The organism is Kribbella sp. NPDC050820 (assembly GCF_040653975.1).
In the GTDB taxonomy this organism is placed as follows: domain Bacteria; phylum Actinomycetota; class Actinomycetes; order Propionibacteriales; family Kribbellaceae; genus Kribbella.
Window position 1 is genome coordinate 45,122 of sequence record NZ_JBFAHB010000049.1, and the last position, 16,135, is coordinate 61,256.

The window sequence follows — 16,135 nt, forward strand, 5'->3', positions numbered from 1 at the left end:
TCGTCTCACGACCGACAGGAGGACCCTACTGGCGACAGCACTCGCGTCCGGCCGGCGAGGCCGCCGCGAACACGGCGAAGATCTCCCGCGTAGCCGGCGCATGGAACAACACCCATCACGATCGTCTGACGGAGAACGAGCACACGACACCACAGGGCTTTCAATCAAGCGAGCGGCAGCGCCCATGGGCGGGTGGGAGCGCCCGCGGCCCGGCGACGGAGGAGCCGGGCGTAGCGGGCGCGTGGGGTTAGTCGTACATCTTGTCGAGGAGGGTGGCGTACTGGGTTTCCACGTACTTGCGCTTGAGCTTCAGGCTTGGGGTCATCTCGCCGGATTCCACGGTGAGGTCGCGGTCGAGGATGGTGAACTTCTTGATGGTTTCCCAGCGGTTCAGGCCGGCGTTGAGCTCGTCGACGTACCCCTGGACCATCGTGCGGGCCGCGTCCGAGGTGACGATCTCCTCGTACGACTTGCCACCCAGGTCGTTGGAGTTGGCCCAGCCCTGGATCGCGTCCGGGTCGAGCGTGACCAGCGCGCTGACGAAGTTGCGCTTGTTGCCGTGGACAACGAACTGGCCGACGTACGGGCAGATCATCTTGAACCGGCCCTCGATCACCTGCGGGGCGACGTACTTGCCGCCGGAGGTCTTGAAGAGGTCCTTCTTGCGGTCGGTGATGAAGAGGTACTCGTCCTCGAAGTGGCCGATGTCGCCGGTGTGGAACCAGCCGTCGGCGTCGATCACCTCGGCGGTCTGCTCGGGCTGGTTGTGGTAGCCGCTCATCACGCCGGGGCCCTTGATCAGGATCTCGCCGTCCTCGGCGATCTTGGCCTCGGTGGCGGGGAAGATCGGGCCGACGCTGCCGAGGCGGTACTGGCCGGGGCGGTTCAGCGACGAGCCGGCCGCGGTCTCGGACAGGCCGTAGCCCTCCAGGATCAGGAGGCCGGCGGAGTGGAACCACTCGGCGAGCTGCTTGTCGAGGGCTGCGGAGCCGGAGACGAAGAAGCGGATCCGGCCGCCGAACCGGGCGCGGATCTTCGACAGGACCAGCTTGTCGGCGAGCGCGTACTGCGCGCCGAGTGCGCCACCGGGCTCCTTGCCGGCCTGGCGCAGCGCGGACACACGGGCGCCGACCCCGAAGGCCCAGTGGAAGAGCTTGGCCTTGATCCCGCCCTCTTCCTCGATCATGGTGACGATCCGGGCATGCGCCTTCTCGAAGATCCGCGGCGCCGCGGCCATGAAGGTGGGCTGGACGACGGCCGCGTTCTCGACGATCTTGTCGATCCGGCCGTCGATCGCGGTGGCGAACCCGATCTGGAACTGTACGGCGAGCAGCACCTGGCCGAACACGTGCGACAACGGCAGCCACAGGAACTGCAGGTCGTCCGGGCTGAGCACCTGGATCCCCTCGACCGCGGCGCCCTCGTACGTCCACACGGAGTGCGGCAGCCGCACCCCCTTCGGGCGCCCGGTCGTGCCGGAGGTGTAGATCAGCGTGCACAGGTGGTCGGGCTTGATCTGCGCGAGCCGGTCGTCGATCGACGACGGGTTCTCGGCGAGGTACGACGTACCGAGCTCGTCCAGCGTTGACAACGAGATCACCCAGTCGCCGTCCGCGGCCGGGGCCTCGCCGTCGATCAGCACGACCTTCTGCAGCGACGGCGTCTCGGAACGGTGCTCCCGCAGCTTGTCCAGCTGGGTCGTGTCCTCGGCGAACACGACCTGGACGTCGGCGTCGGCCACGATGAAGGCGACGTCGCCGGCGATCGTGGTCGGGTAGATCGTGGTGGTCGCGGCGGCCGCGAGGACGGCGGCCAGGTAGCACTCGACCCATTCCATCCGGGTGCTGGAGGCGATCGCGACCCGTTGCTCGGGCTCGACGCCGAGCGCCATCAGGCCGGCGGCCCGGCGGCGCGCCAGTTCGTCGAGCTCTCGCCAGCTGGCGGACTTCCACTGGTCCCCGGACGGGTAGCGGAAGGCCTCGCGGGACGGGGTCGCGGCGACCCGGTCGAGAAACATCGTGGCCATCGTGTCTTTGCGGTTGCTGAGCAGCGCGAGCTGGCCCTCATCGGCGACTGGCTTCATTGTCTGGCCTCCATCGGGGGTCAAGTAACCGGAGGGTAATGGCTAGCGGGCACAGCTGACTATGCCCCTCGCTCGCCTGCCCCCACCTTCTCCATCACGTTTCCGCAACGCGCACCTACGGCCCGTGGCCTGCGTCTCACTGACAGTTCTACTCCCCCGTGACGGGGCCCCGTCAACCGCCGCGCCGCAGCTCCGCCAGCGCCTGCCGGACAACGTCGGCATCGGGGTGCTCCATGGCTTCGAGGATCTCGAGCGCCTCGGTCCAGCTCGCAGCAGCCTCCTCGGGCCGGCCGGCTTGCTGCTGCACCTCGGCCATCGACATCAGGCACTCGGCGGTCTCGTGCCGCCGGCCCTGGGTGCGCAGGATGTCGACCGCGGTCGCGTAGCTGGCGATGGCCTTGTCGAGGCGGCCGGATCCGGCCAGCGCGTACGCCATAGTGTCGCTCACGACGGCACGCCCGTACTCCGAGTCCTGCTCCTCGTAGAGCTTCACCGCCTGCTGCGCGTAGTCCACCGCGGTGTCGAACTCGCCGAGCTGCCCGTAGTACCAGCCGAGGTTGTTGAGCGCGTTCGCCCGCGCGTCGACGTGGCCGGTCCGCTCGTAGATCCGGAGCGCGCGCACCGTCCGCTCGATCGCCTGCCGGTGCTCCCCCATTCGGCTCAGGACGCGGGCCTGGCTCAACGAGCCGTGCGCGACGCCGGCGTCGTCACCGAGCTCCTCGGCGATCCCGAGCGCGAGTTCGTGCTGCCGGATCGCGTCGTCCCACTGCCGCAGCGCCATGTGGCCGCGGGCGAGGTCGCGGCGGGTCTGGGCCTGCTTGCGCAGATCACCGAGCCGGACCGCCGCATCGAGCGCCAGCAACTCCGACTCCATGTACCCGGGCTGCCCGCGGAAGTCGAGATAGTCCGCAATCGCCCAAACATACAGCCACAGCAACCCGTCAGCACGGCCGGCAGCAGCCCGCAGTACGGCGAGATTGTTCGGCTGCTCGGAGTCGAACCACTGGAACGCATCCTCCCGCGTCGACGGCAGCACGACGTCGACGCCGGGATCCAGCCCCGGCAACTCGACCCGATCCCGCCTGGGCGCAAGCAACAGCGCCGCCGCACTCCCGGTGTGCACGAGATAGCCGAGCAAGCGCTCGAACGCCTCGTCCGCCTCCTGCTCCTCGCACAGCTCCCGGGCATAGGTGCGCAGCAGGTCGTGCAACGCGTACCGATCCGGCCCGAGCTCGACCAGTTGATGGTTGGCAACCAGTACGGCGAGCATGCCGCGAGCCTCACGTACCGGTACCCCGGCCAGTGCCGCACCGGCTCCCACCGTGATCTCCGCGCCCGGATGCTGCGCCAGCAACCGGAACATCCGCGCCAACTCGGGCCGCAGCTGCCGGTAGGACGAGGAGAAGATCGTGCGTACGTCGATCCCGTCGGTGGTCGCGAGTGCGTCGAGCGGAGCCTGGCTCAGTGCCTCGACGAACGAGTCCAGCTGCCGTCGCGGCCGCAACGCGATCTGTGCCCCGAGCAACGAAAGCGCCAGCGGAAGCCCGCCACAGTGGGCGATCAGCGCTTCGGTGCTCTCGGCATCTTCTCGCAGCCGAGGCTCGCCAACCCTTGCTGCCAGCAACTGCCTCGACTGCGCGGGGTCGAGCACGTCCAGCTGGATCGGCTCGGCCTGGTCCGTCGCGACGAGGCCGGCGAGCTCGTTCCGGCTGGTGACCAGAGTCAGGCAGTTCGGCCCGGTCGCGGCCAGCGGCCGCACTTGGTCGGCGTTGCGCGCGTTGTCCAGGACGACGAGGACCGAGCGCTCGGCGAGCAGGCTGCGGTACAGGGCGATCTGTGCGTCCGCCGCGATCGGCAGCCGGTCGGCCGGAATCCCCAGTCCGGCGAGGAACCGCGGTACCACCGACAGCGGGTCCGCGGGTTCGGTGGCGGGCGAGAAGCCGAGCAGGTCGGCGTACAGGATCCCGTCGGGGAACATGTCCGCGACCTGGCGCGCCCAGTGGATCGCGAGCGTGGTCTTTCCGACGCCGGCCGGGCCGATGATGAGTCCGGGGCGCGGACCGGGGAGCAGTCCGTTGAGCTGCTCGAGGTGCTCGGTCCGGCCGGCGAAGCCCGGTACGGCGCTGGGCAGCTGGCGCGGCACGACCATGCCTTCGGCGTCGGTCGCCTGCAGCAGTTCGGCGTGCACTTGCTGGAGCTCGGGACCGGGGCCGACGCCGAGGGTCTCGCGGAGGCGGCGGGAGACTTCGGCGTACGTCGACAACGCGAGCGCTTGCCGCCCGGACGCGTGATGGGCACGCATCAGCTGGGCCCAGAAGCGCTCTCTGGTCGGGTAGCGCTCGACGAGCTCGGTGAGTTGCGGGATCACGGCGGCCGCGTCGCCCAGTGCCAGGCGGGCGTCGAAGGAGAGCTCCTGGGCTTGCAAGTGTTCCTCGGCGAGCCGCGGGATCATCTCGCGGGTCAGTGCGCCGGTGTCGAGGCCGGCCAGTGGTTCGCCGCGCCAGAGGGCGAGGCTCTCGGCGAGCAGGGCGACTCGGTCTTCCGGGGCGGTTGTCTTGGTTGCTCGCCGTACCAGGTCCCGGAAGGTCTCGAGGTCGAGTTGGGTCGGGTCGGCGTGCAGCGCGTAGCCGCCGTCGCCCGTGGTGATCATCGTCCGGGTGGTGTCGCCCAGGGCTGCGCGGAGGCGGGAGACGTAGATCTGCAGGGCGGAGCGCGGGCTGTCCGGCAGCTCGTCGTCGTCCCAGAGGACCCCGACCAGGTCCTCGGTGCGGACTGTGCGGTTGAGGCGGAGCAGGAGGGCGGCAAGCAGTACGGCGGGCCGGTGCGACGGCAGCGGGACCGGAGACCCGTCAGCCCTGTGCACTTCCACGGTCCCGAGCAGGCGGAACCGCAGCTCGGACCCGCTCACCCCACGCCGCTCCAGCTCGGTCACCTCCACTGCAGACGGCTGCAGCCCGCGCCGCAACCAGCAGGAAGGCTTACCTTATCCCCGCCCCACCCCGGACGTCTCAGGTGGAACTACTCGGCTTACCGCTCGGCGAGCAGCTCCGCGATCTGGACGGCATTCAGAGCGGCGCCCTTGCGGAGGTTGTCGTTGGAGATGAACAGGGCCAGGCCGCGGTTGTCAGGGACGGACTGGTCCTGGCGGATGCGGCCGACGTACGACGGGTCCTGGCCGGCGGCGAGCAGCGGCGTCGGGATGTCGGCCAGGGCGACACCCGGAGCGGCGCCGAGCAGCTCGGTCGCGCGCTCCGGCGTGATCGACGAGGCGAACTCGGCATGGATGCTCAGCGAGTGCCCGGTGAAGACCGGCACCCGGACACAGGTCCCGGCGACCAGCAGGTCCGGGATGTGCAGGATCTTGCGGCTCTCGTTCCGGAGCTTCTGCTCCTCATCCGTCTCACCGGTGCCGTCGGCAACGATCGAGCCGGCCAGCGGGAGCACGTTGAACGCGATCGGCCCGGCGTACACCTTGGGCTCGGGCAGCGTGATGCCCTGCGCTCCGCGGGCGAGCCGGCCGCCCGGCTCCGCGAGGGCGCGCGCCTGGTCCTCCAGCTCACTGACGCCGGCGCCGCCGGAGCCGGAGACGGCCTGGTAGGTGGCGGTGATCAGCCGGGTCAGGGTCGCCTCGCGGTGCAGCGGCGCGAGCACCGGCATCGCGGCCATGGTGGTGCAGTTCGGGTTGGCGACGATGCCCTTCGGTAGGTTCTCGAGGTCGCCCGGGTTCACCTCGGACACGACCAGCGGTACGTCGGGATCCATCCGCCATGCGGACGAGTTGTCCACCACCACGGCCCCGGCGGCGGCGACCTTCGGCGCGAACTCCTTCGACGCGGTCTTCCCGTTCGAGAACAGCGCCAGGTCCAGGCCCGTGAAGTCCGCCGCGGCGGAGTCCTCGACCGTGATGTCGGTGTCGCCGAACGGCAGCTTCGTCCCCGCCGACCGCGCCGACGCGAAGTACCGCACCTCGTCCACCGGGAACTTCCGCTCGACGAGCAGCTCCCGCATCACACTGCCAACCTGACCCGTAGCACCGAACACACCAACTCGCATGCCAGCACCCTAATAGCCCCGCCCCCACCAATCACCCAAGTTCCACCATGCGGCAGCCCGGCCTCCCTGGGGCGGAAGGGAGGCCGGGCCGGCGCAGGTGCGCTCAGGCGTCGGCGACGAGGACTCCGCCGTTGGCTACGTCGGTGGTTTCTATTTCGGTGAAGACGATGCGGACGGACTCGCGCTTGGCGTTCAGGATGGAGATGGCGGACTCGGTGACGGCGGCGACGAACTCGCGGCGCTGTTCGAGGGTGCGGCCGGACAGGAGCTCGACGGTGATGTTCGGCATTCAGATCTCTCCAAGTCGGTAGTTCTGTGTCACGGGACAGTGTTCCAGGAATCAGCCGGCCAGCGCGGCCCGTCTCGCGGCGACCTCGTCGGTCTCCACCGGGTCGCTGTTAGCGAGTCGACGAGCTCGTCGACGTCCGGGCGGCGCTCCGGCAGCAGCAGGCCGAGGCCGACGTACACCAACAGGGAAGTTGCCAGCGGCAACGCGACGACCAGGGTGGTGTCAATGGACTCGATGCCCCACTTGACGATCGCCCAGACCACCAGGCCGATCGCCCAGGGCGCGAGAGCGGCCCGCGCCCCGCTGCGCTTGAACCACGGCAGCAGGCTACTCCAGCGGTGAGACGACGCCGTGCTTGGCGCGCAGCCGGTTCCAGCGGGCCGCGAACACGAACGCGCCGATGCCGACACCGACGCCGATCGACACCGCCCACCAGACGTAGACGGTGATGCCGTAGGTGTAGGCGACCGCGGCGAAGGCGACGAACATGACGGCGGAGTAGCTGGACATGTGGTGCGAGATGCCGGACAACCACCTCCCAGGGGCGATGGGATGGATGCTGAGTGGAAGGTTCCATTCGGCAGAACTTAGTGTCAAGTGGCGGAACCCGGAACAATCTCGGCGGATGTTCCACGCCGAAGGTTTGACACGATGTTCCGTGACGTAGAACCTAGTTCTGTGAATGCCCCCTTGCAGATCAGGCACGCCACCCATCCCGACCAGGTCCCCGGGTTCGACACGGCTGCGCTGCGCCGACACTACCTGGCCGACGACCTGTTCGTCCCCGGCTCGGTGACCGCGGTGCTCACCCACCACGACCGGATCGTGCTCGCCGGCGCGCGCCCCACGAGCGGGCCGCTCAGCCTCCCCACCTGGCCGGAGCTGCGCAGCGAGTACTTCCTCGAACGGCGCGAGGCCGGCGTCGTCAACGTCGGCGGACCCGGCACGGTCACTGCGGACGGGACGAAGTACGAGCTGAGCACCGGAGCCTGCCTGTACGTCGGCCGCGGTGTTCGCGAGGTGGTCTTCGACGGACCCGACGCGGCGTTCTACGTCTTCTCTGCCGCGGCCCACACCGCCTTCCCCACCACGCTCGTCAACCCGGGTGAGGGCAACCGGCTCGAGCTCGGCGACCAGCAGACCGCGAACCGCCGCACGATCGACCAGTACATCCACGCGGACGGCGTACGCAGCTGCCAGATCGTGCTCGGCGTGACCACGCTGCACGCAGGCAGCACCTGGAACACCATGCCCGCGCACACACACGGCCGCCGGACCGAGTGCTACCTGTACTTCGGTCTGCCCGAGACCGAGCGGATCGTCCACCTGCTCGGCGAGCCCGACGAGACCAGGCACCTGCTGGTCGCCGACCGCCAGGCCGTCATCTCCCCCAGCTGGTCGATCCACAGCGGCGCCGGCACCTCGTCGTACAGCTTCGTCTGGGCGATGGCCGGCGAGAACCAGGCGTTCGGGGACATGGACGGCGTCGACGTACGGGAGCTGCGGTGACAGCTGACCCGTTCAGCCTGCAAGGGCGTACGGCGCTCGTCACGGGAGCCCGCCGGGGTATCGGCGCGGCCATTGCCGTCGGGTACGCCGCCGCCGGGGCCGAGCTGATCCTGATGGCGCGCGACGCCGCCCTTGAGGACACGCTGGAAGCCATCAAGGCGAACGGCGGCGGCGAGGCGACCGTCGTGACCGCCGACTTCGCCGACCCGGCCGCGGTCGAGGCGGCCGCGACCGAACTGGCCCGGACCCGGCGGATCGACATCCTGGTCAACAACGCCGGCACGATCCGGCGGGCCCCGGCTGCCAGTACGGCGACCGCCGACTGGCGGCACGTGATCGACGTGAACCTCAACTCCACCTGGGCGGTCACCCGGCCGATCGGCGCGGGGATGGCCGAGCGCGGTTCCGGAACCGTTGTCACGATCGCCTCGCTGCTGAGCTTCCAGGGCGGGATCACCGTTCCCGCCTACACTGCGAGCAAGCACGCGGTCGCGGGACTGACCAAGGCGCTGGCCAACGAGTGGGGTCCGGCCGGGGTCCGGGTGAACGCGATCGCCCCCGGATACATCAGCACCGACAACACCACCGACCTGCGCGCGGACCCCGGTCGCGAAGCGGCCATCCGGGAACGCATCCCGGCCGGTCGCTGGGGCCGGCCGGAGGACGTGGTCGGCGCCGCGGTCTTCCTGGCCTCGGCGGCGGCCGGGTACGTGAACGGTCACGTGCTCGCGGTCGACGGCGGCTGGCTGGCCAGATAGGAGTGGCAAGATGACCGACATGAGCGCGCCCTCGGCCATCGACAAGACGCTGATGGTGCTGGACGCCGTCCTGGAACACTCGCGGTTCACCGACGTCGTCAACGCGACCGGCCTGGCGAAGTCGACGGTGCACCGGATCATGGCGTCGCTGGTCGAGCACGAGTTCGTCGCGCAGGCCGAGGACGGGTCGTACCACCCGGGCCCGAAGGCGCTGCGGCTGGCCGGTCACGCCCTCACCAACGTCGACCTCGCTACGGTCGCCCGCCCGGTGCTCGCCGACCTGGTCGCGCAGACCCGGTGCACTGTGCACGTCGGCCTGCTCAACGGCGACGAGGCGATCTACGTCGCGCGGCTCGACGGACCGAAGCCGTACCGGATGCCGTCCCGCGTAGGCAAGGCGTTCTGGCTGCACTGCACCGGCATCGGCAAGGCCCTGCTCGCGGAGAAGGACGACGAGTCGCTCGACGCCCACATCACCCGGACCGGCCTGCCGGCCCGCACGCCGCTGACGCACACGACCGCGGCCGCGTTGAAGGCGGACCTCGCCCAGGTGCGCGCTCGCGGCTACGCGCTGGACGACGAGGAGAACGAGCCGGGCATCCGCTGCGTCGCCGCTGTCATCCACGACCACACCGGCGCCGCGATCGCCGCGGTCAGCATCTCCACGCTGTCGCTCGAGCAGTCGATCGCCCAGGTCGCGCTGATGGCGCCCGCGGCGATCGAGGCCGCCCGCAAGATCTCCGCCGCCCTCGGCTACCGCGAACCGACCTGAGCCCGAAACCAGTCGATGGTGCGCTGAAGTCCTTCCTCGGCGTCGATCTTGGGCTCCCAGGCCAGCACGTCCCGGGCCCGGCCGATGTCCGGTTGCCGCACCCGCGGATCGTCCGTCGGCAACGGCCCGAACGCGATCTCTGACGGAGAACCCACCAGGTCCTTGATCCACCGGGCCAACTCCAGCACCGTCAGCTCATGCGGGTTACCGAGGTTCATCGGCCCCGGATGATCCGCGTGCACCATCCGGATGATGCCCTCGACGGTGTCGTCCACGTAGCAGATCGACCGGGTCTGGCTGCCGTCACCGGCGACCACGATCGGCACCTCCTCGAGCGCCTGCCGGATGAACGTCGGCACCGCCCGTCCGTCGTTCGCCCGCAGCCGCGGCCCGTAGGTGTTGAAGATCCGCACGATCGCCGTGTCCACGCCGTACGCGGTGCGGTAGGCCGTGGTGATCGCCTCGGCGAACCGTTTCGCCTCGTCGTACACGGCACGTGGGCCGATCGGGTTGACGTTGCCCCAGTAGTTCTCCTGCTGCGGGTGGACGAGCGGGTCGCCGTACACCTCCGAGGTCGAGGCCAGCACGAACCGGGCGCCCTTCGCGCGGGCGAGACCGAGCGCGTGCTGGGTGCCGGCCGAGCCGACCTCGAGGGTCTGGATCGGCAACCGGAGATAGTCGATCGGCGAGGCCGGCGACGCGAAGTGCAGTACGGCGTCGACCCGCCCGGCCACGTGCACGTAGTCGGTGACGTCGCAGCGGACGAGCCGGAAGCCGGGATGGTCGATCAGGTGGGCGACGTTGTCCGGGCGCCCGGTCAGGAAGTTGTCCAGGCAGAGCACTTCGTAGTCTTCGGCAAGTAGTCGTTCGCACAGATGACTACCGATGAACCCAGCTCCCCCGGTCACGACAGCGCGACGCATGTAGTTCCCCCTTGCTCAATGCCCCCCAAGCAATGAGTCCCCGATTATGCACCGCCCACCGTGACTTGGCTACCCTGCATCCGCCGCCCTGCAGCCCACCGGACGACGGGCACGAACAGCACCCCGATCACCGCGAACCAGACGCCGAGAATGATCCAGCCGGGCACGCCGAGCCCGAGTGGGAGCAGGGCCAGGACGGTCGGGGCGACCATAGTGCTGATCGACATGCTGGTGTTCCAGAGGCCCTGGTACTGGCCCTGGGCGTGGTCCGCAGCCAGGTCGAAGCCGAGCAGGAACGAGCCGGACGACTGCAGCAACTCGCCCAGCACCTGCACCAACGCACCGACCGCCAGTAACGCGACCGCGACGGCGGCACCACCCCAGGATGCGCCGGCGAACAGCACCATCGATGCCATCAGCAACAGTCCGGCGGTCCTGGTCGCCCGGGCGGCGGTCGGTGGATCGGCGATGCCGCGGGATGAGCGCACCTGGAACAGCGCGACGACCACGGTGTTGATGATCAGCAGCAACGCGACCGTCCAGCGGGGTGCGTCGGTGTGGTCGACCACCCAGAGCGGGATCGCGACCTCCAGGACGGCGTACTGGATCGACATGGCCGCGTTGAGCGCGGCGACCGCGAGGTACCCGCGATCGCGCAGCGCGACCCACACCGGCCCGTCGTCACTCTTCGGCTGCGGCGCGACCCGTGGGATCGCCAGTACGACGAACGCCGCGACGACACTCAGTACGGCGTCCAGGACGAACATCGCGCGGTACGCCGTACCCGTGTCGAAATGCAGTGCGAAAGCGCCGATGCCGGCGCCTGCCATGATGCCGATGTTGGTGACCGCCCGCAGGTAGGCACGAGCCGCGACCCGGTCCGCCCCCTGCGTGATCGCGGCGATCAACGCGGCCCGGACGGCCCCGGCACCGCGGTCTACCACGGTGAGCACGACAGCGACGATGAGGAACTGCCAGAACGTGTGCACGAGTAGGTACAGCAGGCTCAGCCCACAGAGCACCAGGCTCAGTACGACGAACAGCGTGCGCGGACCGCGACGGTCGGCCAGATGTCCCATCGGCACCGCCGAGAGCAGGCCGAACAGCCCGGCGACGGTCAGCCCGAGGCCGACTTGAGCGATCGACAGGCCGACGATTCGGGTGAAGTACAGCACGCTGACCGTCATCAGCAGCCCGCTGCCGACCCGGCTGAGCAGGGTGGCGAGAGCGAGCGGCCGAAGTGGTCCGGGTGCCGGTAGCAGGCCCTTCACGCCCGCGCCACGACGCGTTGGGCGAGCTCGCGGAGCTCATCCATCAGGTCTACGCCGGAGTCGAGCATTCGCTGCATCTTTGCGGGATCCTGGGCGCCGAACATGTGCCCGACGGTGACCTCGTGCGCCGGTCGACTCACCACCTCGATCGGGTCGCCCGCGCCGACGGCACCCGTACGCAGGACCTTCAGGTAGGCGCCTGGACGGCCCGCTTGGTGGAACCGCTTCACCCAGTGCGGTTCCTGCATCCGGTGCTGGAACGTGGCGCACGGGGTCCGCGGCGCCCGCACCATCACCTCGACCTCCGGGCCGATCCGCCATACCTCACCGAGCAGCGCACCGGTGATGTCGAGGCGTTCCGTGCGGAGGTTCTCGCCGAACAACCCGGTCGGGATCTCCCGCCCCAACTCGGCCGCCCACCAGGCCGCGTCCTCCTCGGCGTACGCGTAGAGCGCCTGGTCCGGACCGCCGTGGTGCTTGGTGTCGCACACCGAGTCGCCCGCGAGGCCGAGCTCGGAGACCTGTACTCGTCCGGCCTGCGGTCGCTTGTCGATCGCCGTGAGCCCGGTGTCCTTCGGACCCGGGATCAGCTTCTCCACCACGTTGACCGTCAGCAGCCGCATGCCGACCATCATCCGCCGCGACAGGCTGCGGCTCTACTGAGTTTTCAGTCCTGGATCGCCTTCACGATGGCGATGTTGCGGGTGAGCCAGTCCTGCGGCAGCGACTCGTCCGAGCCGGAGTCCTCGAGTGTCCACAGCACATTGAGCATCTGCCGGACGATCACCCAGTCGCGGGCCCGGTCCTCGTCGAGGCCGGCGGCGTCGATCGCGGCGTAGAAGCGCTGCCGGACCGCGAACCGCAGGTCACGGGCCGCAACGACCTCGTCCCAGCGGTTCCAGATCAGCGGCGCGACCTCGTAGTGCGGGTCGCCGGACAACGGCTTCGGGTCGATCACCAGCCAGGGTTCGCGAGCGCCGGCGAGCATGTTGAAGTAGTGCAGATCGGTGTGGATCAGCTTGCCGTCACAGGCCGGGTCGGTGCTGAAGTCCTCCGCGAGCGAGATGGCCTGCTCGACGTACCGGTGCGGGACGGGTGCCGAGGCGGGCAGCTGCCGGAAGCGCTCGACCCATCGCTTCAGCTCGCCGGACAGCGTCCGGTACTGCGGACCGGCGGGAATGTGCAGCCGCTTGTAGGTCGCGCCAACGATCTCGCAGGCATCCAGCGCGTCGACAGTGGTCAGGTCGCGGGGATCCAACCGCTCCAGCAGCAAGGCGAAGCGGCGCGGGTCCGCGCGCAGCAGCTGGACGGCGCCGTTTCCCGCCCAGTCGCGCAGCGCCAGGTGCTCGGTCTCCGCCTCCCAGTGCGGGAACTGCACCTTCAGCACCGCCGGCTGCTCGTCGGCCGTCAGTACCGGTACGACGAGCGCGCAGTTGCCGTACGACGTCGTACCGTCGACACGCAGGTTCCACTCGCCGAGCAGCTCCCGGGTCAGTCGCGGCAACCGGTCCAGCCAGTCCGCCCAGTCCTGCCCCCGCGACGCCACCACCAGGAAATCCGCGGGGATCTCCACTACTTCTTGGCCTTCTCCGGGGTGTCCGACGTCCGAAGCGCGGCGATGAAGGCCTCCTGCGGGACCTCGACCCGGCCGACCATCTTCATCCGCTTCTTGCCTTCCTTCTGCTTCTCCAGCAGCTTGCGCTTCCGGGTGATGTCACCGCCGTAGCACTTGGCCAGCACGTCCTTGCGGATCGCCCGGATCGTCTCCCGGGCGATCACCCGGGACCCGATCGCGGCCTGGATCGGCACCTCGAACTGCTGCCTCGGGATCAGCTCCTTCAGCTTGCCGGCCAGCGCGACGCCGTACCCGTAGGCGCTGTCGCGGTGCACGATCGCGGAGAACGCGTCCACGGTCTCGCCGTGCAGCAGGATGTCCACCTTCACCAGCTGGGCGGACTGCTCGCCGGTCGGCTCGTAGTCGAGCGAGGCGTAGCCCTTGGTCTTCGACTTCAGCTGATCGAAGAAGTCGAACACGATCTCGGCCAGCGGCAGCGTGTAGCGCAGCTCGACCCGGTCCTCGGACAGGTAGTCCATGCCCTGCAGCTGGCCGCGCTTGGTCTGGCAGAGCTCCATGATCGCGCCGATGTAGTCGCTCGGGCTGAGCACGGTCGCCTTCACCACCGGCTCGAAGACCTCGTCGACCTTGCCCTCGGGGAACTCGCTCGGGTTGGTGACGACGTGCTCGGTCTCGTCCTCCATCACCACCCGGTAGACCACGTTCGGCGCGGTCGAGATCAGGTCCAGGTTGAACTCGCGCTCGAGCCGCTCCCGGACGATCTCCATGTGCAGCAGGCCGAGGAACCCGCAGCGGAAGCCGAACCCGAGCGCGCCCGAGGTCTCCGGCTCGTACTGCAGGGCGGCGTCGTTCAGCTGGAGCTTGTCCAGCGCGTCGCGCAGCGTCGGGTAGTCGTCGCCGTCGATCGGGTAGAGACCGGCGTACACCATCGGCTTCGGGTGCTTGTAGCCACCGAGCGCCTCGGTCGCGCCATGCTGGTTCGAGGTGACGGTGTCACCGACCCGGGACTGGCGGACGTCCTTCACGCCGGTGATCAGGTAGCCGACCTCGCCGACGCCGATGCTCTGCGTCTTCACCGGCTCGGGCGAGATCACGCCGACCTCGAGCATCTCGTGCACCGCACCGGTCGACATCATCTTGATCCGGTCCCGGTGGTTCAACTCGCCGTCGACCACCCGGACGTAGGTGACCACGCCGCGGTAGGTGTCGTAGACCGAGTCGAAGATCAGCGCCCGCGGCGGCGCGTCCTTGACGCCCTTCGGCGGCTCGACCTGAGCGACGATCTCGCTCAGCAGGTCCTCCACGCCGGCGCCGGTCTTGGCCGACACCTTGAGGACGTCGGACGGGTCGCAGCCGATGATATGGGCGAGCTCGGCGGCGTACTTCTCCGGCTGGGCGCTGGGCAGGTCGATCTTGTTCAGCACCGGGATGATGTGCAGGTCCGCGTTCAGCGCCAGGTAGAGGTTGGCCAGTGTCTGCGCCTCGATGCCCTGCGCCGCGTCGACCAGCAGCACCGCGCCCTCGCACGCCTCCAACGACCGCGACACCTCGTAGGTGAAGTCGACGTGGCCCGGGGTGTCGATCATGTTCAGGATGTACGTCGTGCCGTCGGGCGCCAGCAGGCCGCCGGGAGTGTCCGGGCCCGGCGTGAACGGCAGCCGGACCGCCTGCGACTTGATCGTGATGCCGCGTTCCCGCTCGATGTCCATCCGGTCCAGGTACTGCGCCCGCATCGAGCGCTCGTCGACCACTCCGGTGATCTGCAGCATCCGGTCGGCCAGCGTCGACTTGCCGTGGTCGATGTGGGCGATGATGCAGAAGTTCCGGATCAGCGACGGGTCGGTACGACCCGGCTGCGGCACATTCGTGGGGCCAACGGGCACGGAGGGGATCCAGTTCGTCTCGGGTACTACTTGGTCAACCAGTGAATCATCCCATGCGAGGCCAGCGGATTTGAAAATCACGGGCGGTAACGGTGCGCGGGACCTACCGTTGTGACGCATGGCGCACGCTGCTGGGGTCCGGTTGCCCTTCGAGGAGGTGCCCGCCACCGTGCGGGCGTGGGTGGAACGCGCGCTGGGGTCGGTGGTGGTCTCTGCCGCGACCCAGCAGGGCGGCTTCTCCCCCGGCGTCGCCGCCCGCCTGGTGACCGCCTCCGGCCGCCGCGCCTTCGTCAAGGCCGTCGGTCCGGCGCTCAACCCCAAGACACCCGAGCTGTTCCGCAACGAGATCGCCGCCATCCAGGGCGTCGGCCCGCTGCCGACCACCCCTCAGCTGTACGACGTGTACGACGACGGCGACTGGGTCGGGATCCTGCTCGAGGACATCCACGGCCGGCTCCCCGCTCACCCGTGGGAGCAGGCCGACGCCGACCGCGTGCTGGGAGCGCTGGACGAGCTCACCGACGCCCTGGACCCGTCGCCGTGGCCGGACGCTCCGGTGGCCGCCGTACGCAGCGTGGACTTCCTCAGCCGGTGGGACAACGTGATCGCTGACGGTCTCGCCGTACCGGAGTGGGCTGCTGGGCGCGAGCAGGAGCTGGCTGAGCTGGCGCGCACCGGTCTGCGGGCGCTGGCCGAGGGCAAGGCGCTGGCGCACTGGGACTTGCGGGCCGACAACGTCATCCTGACCGACGAGCGGGTGGTGTTCATCGACTGGGCGCACGCGGCTCGTTCGCCGCGGTGGGCGGACACCGTGATCCTGCACGCAGAGATGCGGGAGTCGGTGACGCTGCCGGAGCTGCCCGACGACGAGGCGATCACCGGCTTCCTCGCCGCCCTGACCGGCGGTTTCTGGTGGGGCGCGGCGCAGCCCGCCCCGCCCGGCCTGCCAACCATCCGCGAGTGGCAGCGCCGGCATGCGCTCGTGCACCTCGACTGGGTGCGGGAAAGACTGGGCTGA

General features: G+C 69.4%; 15 protein-coding genes. 4 read left to right on the plus strand and 11 right to left on the minus strand.

The window, feature by feature from the left end; genetic code table 11:
• Nucleotides 1-247 precede the first annotated feature (247 nt).
• From AB0H36_RS32400 to AB0H36_RS32425, 6 genes are all read right to left on the minus strand, one after another.
• A complete protein-coding gene (locus AB0H36_RS32400) occupies nt 248-2,083 on the minus strand; it encodes a long-chain fatty acid--CoA ligase (RefSeq protein WP_360532249.1) in 1,836 nt (611 codons plus the stop codon).
• Between the two features lie 172 nt (nt 2,084-2,255).
• Nucleotides 2,256-5,015 carry a BTAD domain-containing putative transcriptional regulator gene (locus tag AB0H36_RS32405; protein WP_360532252.1) on the minus strand — a complete coding sequence of 920 codons (2,760 nt, stop codon included), beginning with the start codon at nt 5,013-5,015 and terminating at the stop codon, nt 2,256-2,258.
• 95 nt (nt 5,016-5,110) lie between these two features.
• On the minus strand, nt 5,111-6,136 hold the full coding sequence (locus AB0H36_RS32410) for an aspartate-semialdehyde dehydrogenase (RefSeq protein ID WP_360532255.1): 1,026 nt from the start codon (nt 6,134-6,136) through the stop codon (nt 5,111-5,113).
• A gap of 103 nt (nt 6,137-6,239) precedes the next feature.
• Nucleotides 6,240-6,425 carry a tautomerase family protein gene (locus tag AB0H36_RS32415; RefSeq protein WP_360532258.1) on the minus strand — a complete coding sequence of 62 codons (186 nt, stop codon included), beginning with the start codon at nt 6,423-6,425 and terminating at the stop codon, nt 6,240-6,242.
• A gap of 29 nt (nt 6,426-6,454) precedes the next feature.
• Nucleotides 6,455-6,688, minus strand: coding sequence for a hypothetical protein (locus AB0H36_RS32420; RefSeq protein WP_360532261.1), 234 nt, complete (start codon nt 6,686-6,688; stop codon nt 6,455-6,457).
• Nucleotides 6,689-6,752: 64 nt separating this feature from the next.
• Complete coding sequence (locus AB0H36_RS32425) at nt 6,753-6,935, minus strand: hypothetical protein (RefSeq protein WP_360532264.1); 183 nt, start codon at nt 6,933-6,935, stop codon at nt 6,753-6,755.
• A 168-nt stretch (nt 6,936-7,103) separates the two neighbouring features.
• On the opposite strand from AB0H36_RS32425, the gene kduI reads away from it, so the two are divergent.
• The 3 genes from kduI to AB0H36_RS32440 are packed head-to-tail and all read left to right on the plus strand — an operon-like array spanning nt 7,104 to nt 9,464.
• Nucleotides 7,104-7,934 (plus strand): 5-dehydro-4-deoxy-D-glucuronate isomerase, encoded by an 831-nt coding sequence (kduI, locus tag AB0H36_RS32430; protein ID WP_360532267.1) that lies wholly within the window; start codon nt 7,104-7,106, stop codon nt 7,932-7,934.
• Nucleotides 7,931-8,692, plus strand: coding sequence for an SDR family oxidoreductase (locus tag AB0H36_RS32435; protein ID WP_360532270.1), 762 nt, complete (start codon nt 7,931-7,933; stop codon nt 8,690-8,692). The genes kduI and AB0H36_RS32435 overlap by 4 nt, the downstream gene beginning before the upstream one ends.
• 10 nt (nt 8,693-8,702) lie before the next feature.
• The gene (locus AB0H36_RS32440) at nt 8,703-9,464 is read left to right on the plus strand and encodes an IclR family transcriptional regulator (RefSeq protein ID WP_360532273.1); all 762 of its coding nucleotides are present in this window, start codon (nt 8,703-8,705) and stop codon (nt 9,462-9,464) included.
• Here the strand turns inward: AB0H36_RS32440 and AB0H36_RS32445 are convergent.
• The 5 genes from AB0H36_RS32445 to lepA are packed head-to-tail and all read right to left on the minus strand — an operon-like array spanning nt 9,446 to nt 15,117.
• Nucleotides 9,446-10,387, minus strand: a complete 942-nt coding sequence (locus AB0H36_RS32445; protein ID WP_360532276.1) for a UDP-glucuronic acid decarboxylase family protein — start codon at nt 10,385-10,387, stop codon at nt 9,446-9,448. The two genes, AB0H36_RS32440 and AB0H36_RS32445, sit on opposite strands and share 19 nt — an antisense overlap.
• A 44-nt stretch (nt 10,388-10,431) precedes the next feature.
• Nucleotides 10,432-11,658 (minus strand): MFS transporter, encoded by a 1,227-nt coding sequence (locus AB0H36_RS32450; RefSeq protein WP_360532279.1) that lies wholly within the window; start codon nt 11,656-11,658, stop codon nt 10,432-10,434.
• Entirely contained in the window at nt 11,655-12,281 is a 627-nt protein-coding gene (locus AB0H36_RS32455) for an MOSC domain-containing protein (RefSeq protein WP_360532282.1), read from the minus strand. Before AB0H36_RS32455 ends, AB0H36_RS32450 begins: the two co-directional genes overlap by 4 nt.
• A 44-nt stretch (nt 12,282-12,325) precedes the next feature.
• The gene (locus tag AB0H36_RS32460) at nt 12,326-13,231 is read right to left on the minus strand and encodes an aminoglycoside phosphotransferase family protein (RefSeq protein ID WP_360532285.1); all 906 of its coding nucleotides are present in this window, start codon (nt 13,229-13,231) and stop codon (nt 12,326-12,328) included.
• Nucleotides 13,231-15,117, minus strand: coding sequence for a translation elongation factor 4 (gene lepA / locus AB0H36_RS32465; RefSeq protein ID WP_360532288.1), 1,887 nt, complete (start codon nt 15,115-15,117; stop codon nt 13,231-13,233). The genes AB0H36_RS32460 and lepA overlap by 1 nt, the downstream gene beginning before the upstream one ends.
• 118 nt (nt 15,118-15,235) lie before the next feature.
• Between lepA and AB0H36_RS32470 the strand changes: the two genes are divergently transcribed.
• Entirely contained in the window at nt 15,236-16,135 is a 900-nt protein-coding gene (locus tag AB0H36_RS32470; protein WP_360532291.1) for a hypothetical protein, read from the plus strand.

Bases quoted from the DNA above. Each gene is read 5' to 3' on its own strand.
- AB0H36_RS32400 (WP_360532249.1), bottom strand. From the start codon at position 2,083: ATGAAGCCAGTCGCCGATGAGGGCCAGCTCGCGCTGCTCAGCAACCGC.
- AB0H36_RS32410 (WP_360532255.1), bottom strand. From the start codon at position 6,136: ATGCGAGTTGGTGTGTTCGGTGCTACGGGTCAGGTTGGCAGTGTGATG.
- AB0H36_RS32415 (WP_360532258.1), bottom strand. From the start codon at position 6,425: ATGCCGAACATCACCGTCGAGCTCCTGTCCGGCCGCACCCTCGAACAG.
- AB0H36_RS32425 (WP_360532264.1), bottom strand. From the start codon at position 6,935: ATGTCCAGCTACTCCGCCGTCATGTTCGTCGCCTTCGCCGCGGTCGCC.
- AB0H36_RS32440 (WP_360532273.1), top strand. From the start codon at position 8,703: ATGACCGACATGAGCGCGCCCTCGGCCATCGACAAGACGCTGATGGTG.
- AB0H36_RS32445 (WP_360532276.1), bottom strand. From the start codon at position 10,387: ATGCGTCGCGCTGTCGTGACCGGGGGAGCTGGGTTCATCGGTAGTCAT.
- AB0H36_RS32455 (WP_360532282.1), bottom strand. From the start codon at position 12,281: ATGCGGCTGCTGACGGTCAACGTGGTGGAGAAGCTGATCCCGGGTCCG.
- AB0H36_RS32470 (WP_360532291.1), top strand. From the start codon at position 15,236: ATGGCGCACGCTGCTGGGGTCCGGTTGCCCTTCGAGGAGGTGCCCGCC.